The organism is Streptococcus sp., from assembly GCF_030528045.1.
Classification (GTDB): domain Bacteria; phylum Bacillota; class Bacilli; order Lactobacillales; family Streptococcaceae; genus Streptococcus.
The window spans coordinates 1-6,172 of the sequence record NZ_JAUMZR010000061.1; the positions used below are offsets into that span (position 1 = coordinate 1).

The following is a 6,172-nucleotide window of genomic DNA, read 5'->3' on the forward strand; positions in this document are numbered from 1 at the left end:
TTCGTCTCCTCTCGTGCTTAGTTATAGGTCACCCACTACAGTTGACATAGAGCCGGACTTTTCGATTAATCAAAATTAACGTATTCTTTTTGAAGTTCAAGAACTTCTTCCATTGTTGAGCATTCTGTAAGGGCACGATTTGCGTACTCTTCCATCTTAGCTGTATCGAGTTTCTTCATCAAGCTACGTGTACGAAGTACTGATGTTGCAGACATAGAGAACTCATCCAAGCCCATTCCGACAAGAAGCGGAACAGCTTGTTGGTCACCAGCCATCTCACCACACATACCAGCCCATTTACCTTCAGCGTGAGCTGCTTTGATAACGTTGTTAATCAAACGTAGGATTGATGGGTTGTATGGTTGGTAAAGGTATGAAACTTGTTCGTTCATACGGTCTGCTGCCATTGTGTATTGGATCAAGTCGTTTGTACCAATTGAGAAGAAGTCAACTTCTTTAGCAAATTGGTCTGCAAGCATTGCTGCTGCTGGGATTTCGATCATGATACCAACTTGGATATTATCCGCAACTGCAACACCTTCAGCAAGAAGACTTGCTTTTTCTTCGTCAAAGACTGCTTTCGCTGCACGGAATTCTTTCAAGAGCGCAACCATTGGGAACATGATACGCAATTGACCGTGAACAGACGCACGAAGAAGGGCACGTATTTGTGTACGGAACATAGCATCTCCAGTCTCAGAGATAGAGATACGAAGGGCACGGAATCCAAGGAATGGGTTCATTTCGTGAGGCATATCGAAGTAAGGAAGTTCCTTATCTCCACCGATATCCATTGTACGAACGACAACAGGTTTACCGTTCATTCCTTCAAGTACAGCCTTGTAAGCTTCGTACTGCTCGTCTTCTGTTGGAAAGTCTTGAGAATCCATGTACAAGAACTCTGTACGGTAAAGACCAACAGCTTCAGCACCGTTGTCATTGACACCTTCAACGTCTTTTGGAGTACCAATGTTGGCAGCCAATTCAAAGTGTTTGCCATCAGCAGTTACTGTTTTAGCATCTTTCAAGAGAGCCCATTCAGCTTTTTGCTTCGCATAAGCTTCACCAGCAGCCTTGAATTCAGCCGCTTGCTCATCAGTTGGGTTGATAATAACCTCACCAGTGATACCGTTAACAGCAAGAATGTCACCCTCTTTAACGATTTCAGTGATGTTGTTTGTACCTAATACTGCTGCAATTTCAAGTGTGCGCGCCATGATAGCTGAGTGGCTTGTACGTCCACCAATGTTGGTTACAAAAGCTTTTACAAAGTTTTTATCCAATTGAGCTGTATCTGAAGGAGTCAAGTCATGCGCAATCACAATCACTTCTTCATTGATAGAAGCTGGGTTTGGCAATTTTTTACCAAGGAGATTTGCCAATACACGTTTTGTCACGTCGCGGATATCCGCTGCGCGTTCTTGCATGTATGGGTTGTCTTCCATACCTTCAAAGATAGTGATAAACATGTCTGTTACTTCTTTTAGACCTGCTTCTGCATTCACTTTCTTCGCACGGATTGTTTCCTTGATTTGGCTGATCATTTCAGGGTCAGCAAGAACCATTAAGTGAGCGTCAAAAACTTGAGCCGCTTCTTCACCGAGCGTACCTACTGCTTTCTCGCGAATAACAGAAAGCTCGTCTTGTGATGCTTGTAGAGCGGCATCAAGGCGAGCTTCTTCTGCGTTTGTATCTTCGACTGTAATAGTCTCAAATGACAAATCCGGTTGAACGAGTAGATATGCTTTTGCAACTGCAACACCATCAGATGCTGCGATTCCTTTAAGCATTTCTGTCATTTTCCTTATGCCAATCCTTCTTTTTCCATAGTTTCAGTGATAGCAGCGATTGCGTCGTCAGCATCTGCACCTTCGGCTGAGATTGTAACGTCAGCACCTTGGCCAACACCAAGACTCATAACACCCATGATAGATTTAAGGTTTACTGATTTACCTTTGTATTCAAGAGTGATATCTGAAGCAAATTTGCTAGCTGTTTGAACCAACAATGTTGCTGGACGTGCGTGAATACCTGTTTCTGCCACTACGTGGAAATCTTTAGAAGCCATAGTTTGACTCTCCTTTAGTTATTTCTTTTTTGGATTATATGTGATAACCCTTACAAGACTGTATTATATCACCTTCTAGATTATTTTTCAAGTGTTTTATGGACTTTCTTCTATTTCCTTTCAGATAACTTGCTGAAAATCTTCTATTTATCTTACCAATATACAGTATATAGTTTTTTTGTTTTGATAAACTTTGATAGTTCAATGAAAACCCAATTTTACACTCCGACAAAACACTATATCTTGTGCTTTGTTTTTGAAACTTTAACTTTTTAGCACAAGATTTAGTTTAAAAAGTTTGACAAAGTTTTTTTTTCTGATATACTAAGAAAGTAATCAATTTTGAAAGAGGAGTTACGAAAATGGTAACCGTTTATTCTAAAAACAACTGTGTCCAATGTAAGATGACCAAGCGTTTCTTGGACAGCAACAATGTCGCTTATCGTGAGATCAATCTCGACGAGCAACCAGAGTACATCGATCAAGTTAAAGAGCTCGGTTTCAGCGCTGCTCCTGTTATCCAAACACCAACTGAAGTCTTTTCAGGCTTTCAACCAGGAAAACTGAAACAATTAGCATAATCTTAGTACATCATCCAGAAGAGATTGCTTCTAGGGCTAACTTAGAGGCCTTTCTTTTGTAATTAGATAAAGGAGATTTTATGGGATTAAAACATCTTGAGGACGTGACCTACTTCCGTCTCAATAACGAAATCAACCGTCCTGTCAATGGACAAATCATGCTTCATAAAGATAAGGAAGCCTTGGATGCTTTCTTTAAAGAAAATGTAGTTCCAAATACCATGGTTTTTGATTCAATTACTGATAAAATCAACTACCTTATTGAACATAACTACATCGAAACTGCATTTCTCAAGAAATACCGTCCAGAGTTTTTGGAAGAATTGCATCGATTTATCAAGGATCAAAACTTCCAATTCAAGTCATTCATGGCTGCCTACAAGTTTTACAATCAATATGCCTTGAAGACTAATGACGGTGAATATTATCTTGAAAGTATGGAAGACCGTGTCTTCTTTAATGCACTTTATTTTGCTGACGGGGATGAAGCGATTGCGACTGATATTGCCAATGAAATCATCCACCAACGCTACCAACCTGCCACTCCTTCCTTCTTGAATGCTGGTCGTGCTCGTCGTGGAGAGTTGGTATCTTGTTTCTTGATTCAAGTAACTGATGACATGAACTCTATCGGACGTTCTATCAACTCTGCCCTTCAACTTTCTCGTATCGGTGGTGGTGTGGGAATTTCCCTCAGCAACCTTCGTGAAGCTGGTGCACCTATCAAAGGCTATGAAGGTGCTGCTTCTGGTGTCGTACCAGTTATGAAGCTTTTCGAAGACAGTTTCTCTTACTCTAACCAATTGGGTCAACGTCAAGGTGCTGGGGTTGTCTACCTCAACGTCTTTCACCCAGATATCATCGCTTTCCTTTCCACTAAGAAAGAAAATGCCGATGAAAAAGTTCGTGTAAAGACCCTTTCACTTGGTGTTGTAGTACCAGATAAATTTTACGAATTGGCTCGTAAAAATGAAGAAATGTACCTCTTCAGCCCTTACTCCGTAGAGCTTGAATATGGGGTGCCGTTCAACTACATCGATATCACAGAAAAATACGATGAATTAGTCGCAAATCCAAATATCCGCAAGACAAAGATCAAGGTGCGTGACTTGGAAACTGAGATTTCTAAATTGCAACAAGAGTCTGGCTACCCTTATGTAGTCAACATTGATACGGCTAACCGTGCGAACCCAGTTGATGGTAAGATTATCATGAGTAACTTGTGTTCTGAGATTCTTCAAGTTCAAGAACCAAGCTTGATCAACGATGCTCAGGAATTCCTTCAAATGGGAACGGATGTTTCATGTAACCTTGGTTCAACCAACGTTGTCAACATGATGACGTCACCTGACTTTGGTCGTTCTATCCGTGCGATGGTTCGTGCTTTAACTTTCGTTACAGATAGTTCACACATCGTAGCTGTTCCTACTATCGACCACGGAAACAGTTTGGCTCACACCTTTGGTCTTGGTGCCATGGGGCTTCATAGTTACCTTGCCCAACAACTCATTGAATACGGATCTCCTGAGTCTGTTGAATTCACTAGCATCTACTTTATGCTTATGAACTACTGGACCTTGGTAGAATCAAACAATATCGCCCGCGAACGTGGTATCACCTTCCACAACTTTGAAAAATCAGACTATGCTAACGGTAGCTACTTTGACAAGTATGTGACAGGCGAGTTTGTTCCAAAATCAGACCGCGTTAAAGAACTCTTCAAAGATGTCTTTATCCCAAGTGCTGCTGATTGGGCTGAACTTCGCGAAAAGGTTCAAGAAGATGGTCTTTATCACCAAAACCGTCTAGCTGTTGCACCAAATGGTTCTATCAGCTACATCAACGACGTTTCTGCTTCTATCCACCCGATTACACAACGTATCGAAGAACGTCAAGAGAAGAAAATCGGTAAGATCTACTACCCTGCTGCAGGTTTGTCAACAGATACCATCCCTTACTACACTTCTGCTTATGACATGGATATGCGTAAGGTGATTGATGTTTACGCTGCTGCGACTGAGCACGTGGACCAAGGCCTTTCACTCACCCTCTTCATGCGTAGCGACATTCCAAAAGGTCTTTACGAATGGAAGAAAGAAAACAAACAAACGACACGTGACCTGTCAATCCTTCGTAACTATGCCTTTAACAAGGGTATCAAGTCTATCTACTACGTCCGTACCTTTACAGACGACGGTGGAGAGGTCGGTGCTAACCAATGTGAAAGCTGTGTGATTTAGTTTTTATCTGAGGCAACCACATTTTCTCAGACTAGTGATTCAATCACCATGTTAGACTGGAATAAGCATCTATACTATGAAATAACAAAAAGTCGGGCTTCCGACTTTTTGTGCGATACTCCTCTAGAATTATGATAAAATAGAAATAATTGTGAGCTCGCAATATTAAACACAGAAAGAGATTTCAAATGGAAACTTACTACAAAGCCATTAACTGGAATGCCATCGAAGATGTCATCGACAAATCAACTTGGGAAAAGCTGACAGAGCAATTCTGGCTCGATACGCGTATCCCCTTGTCAAATGACCTAGACGACTGGAGAAAACTATCAAACAAAGAAAAAGACTTGGTTGGAAAAGTCTTTGGTGGTTTGACTCTTTTGGATACCATGCAATCTGAAACAGGGGTTCAAGCGCTTCGCGCAGACATCCGTACACCGCATGAAGAAGCTGTTTTCAACAACATCCAATTTATGGAATCTGTCCACGCAAAATCCTATTCTTCTATCTTTTCTACCTTGAATACCAAGGCTGAAATTGAAGAAATCTTTGAATGGACCAACACTAATCCCTACCTTCAGAGAAAAGCTGAAATTATCAATGAAATCTACCTCAATGGTAGCCCACTAGAAAAGAAAGTTGCTAGTGTTTTCCTTGAAACCTTCCTCTTCTACTCTGGTTTCTTTACACCGCTCTACTATCTTGGTAACAACAAACTGGCCAACGTTGCGGAAATCATCAAACTAATCATCCGTGATGAGTCTGTTCATGGAACTTATATTGGTTACAAATTCCAACTTGGCTTTAACGAATTACCTGAAGAAGAGCAAGAAAAACTCAAAGAATGGATGTACTACCTGCTCTACACTCTCTACGAGAACGAAGAGGGCTATACAGAAAGCCTCTATGACGGTGTTGGCTGGACTGAGGAAGTTAAAACCTTCCTTCGTTACAATGCCAATAAGGCCCTTATGAATCTAGGACAAGATCCACTCTTCCCAGATTCAGCAGATGATGTCAATCCTATTGTCATGAACGGTATTTCAACAGGAACTTCTAACCACGACTTCTTCTCTCAAGTCGGAAATGGTTACCTCCTTGGTGAAGTTGAAGCCATGCAAGACGAGGATTACAACTACGGTTTGGACTAATTTGGCCGATCATTCAAAATATGGCTCTATGTCAACTGTAGTGGGTGACCTATAACTAAGCACGAGAGGAGACGAACTTCGTCTTCTCTTTTGTGGTATTCAAAGCGATATAGATACGCTGTTTAAAGTTTT

General features: G+C 41.2%; 5 protein-coding genes. 3 read left to right on the forward strand and 2 right to left on the reverse strand.

Annotation, left to right across the window (positions count from 1 at the left end; all coding sequences use genetic code 11):
* Nucleotides 1–65: 65 nt before the first annotated feature.
* The gene (ptsP, locus tag Q4A91_RS09015) at nucleotides 66–1,799 is read right to left on the reverse strand and encodes a phosphoenolpyruvate--protein phosphotransferase (RefSeq protein ID WP_303214147.1); all 1,734 of its coding nucleotides are present in this window, start codon (nucleotides 1,797–1,799) and stop codon (nucleotides 66–68) included.
* 5 nt (nucleotides 1,800–1,804) lie between these two features.
* A complete protein-coding gene (locus tag Q4A91_RS09020; protein WP_000146948.1) occupies nucleotides 1,805–2,068 on the reverse strand; it encodes a phosphocarrier protein HPr in 264 nt (87 codons plus the stop codon).
* 362 nt (nucleotides 2,069–2,430) lie between these two features.
* Between Q4A91_RS09020 and nrdH the strand changes: the two genes are divergently transcribed.
* From nrdH to nrdF, 3 genes are all read left to right on the forward strand, one after another.
* Nucleotides 2,431–2,649 (forward strand): glutaredoxin-like protein NrdH, encoded by a 219-nt coding sequence (nrdH, locus tag Q4A91_RS09025; RefSeq protein WP_000259240.1) that lies wholly within the window; start codon nucleotides 2,431–2,433, stop codon nucleotides 2,647–2,649.
* A gap of 80 nt (nucleotides 2,650–2,729) precedes the next feature.
* Entirely contained in the window at nucleotides 2,730–4,889 is a 2,160-nt protein-coding gene (gene nrdE / locus Q4A91_RS09030) for a class 1b ribonucleoside-diphosphate reductase subunit alpha (protein WP_303214152.1), read from the forward strand.
* 188 nt (nucleotides 4,890–5,077) lie between these two features.
* Nucleotides 5,078–6,040, forward strand: a complete 963-nt coding sequence (gene nrdF, locus Q4A91_RS09035) for a class 1b ribonucleoside-diphosphate reductase subunit beta (protein WP_303214154.1) — start codon at nucleotides 5,078–5,080, stop codon at nucleotides 6,038–6,040.
* Nucleotides 6,041–6,172: the final 132 nt, after the last annotated feature.

What these genes read in the sequence shown, in the direction of transcription:
- ptsP (WP_303214147.1), bottom strand. Translation starts at nt 1,799, where the DNA reads ATGACAGAAATGCTTAAAGGAATCGCAGCATCTGATGGTGTTGCAGTT.
- Q4A91_RS09020 (WP_000146948.1), bottom strand. Translation starts at nt 2,068, where the DNA reads ATGGCTTCTAAAGATTTCCACGTAGTGGCAGAAACAGGTATTCACGCA.
- nrdH (WP_000259240.1), top strand. Translation starts at nt 2,431, where the DNA reads ATGGTAACCGTTTATTCTAAAAACAACTGTGTCCAATGTAAGATGACC.
- nrdE (WP_303214152.1), top strand. Translation starts at nt 2,730, where the DNA reads ATGGGATTAAAACATCTTGAGGACGTGACCTACTTCCGTCTCAATAAC.
- nrdF (WP_303214154.1), top strand. Translation starts at nt 5,078, where the DNA reads ATGGAAACTTACTACAAAGCCATTAACTGGAATGCCATCGAAGATGTC.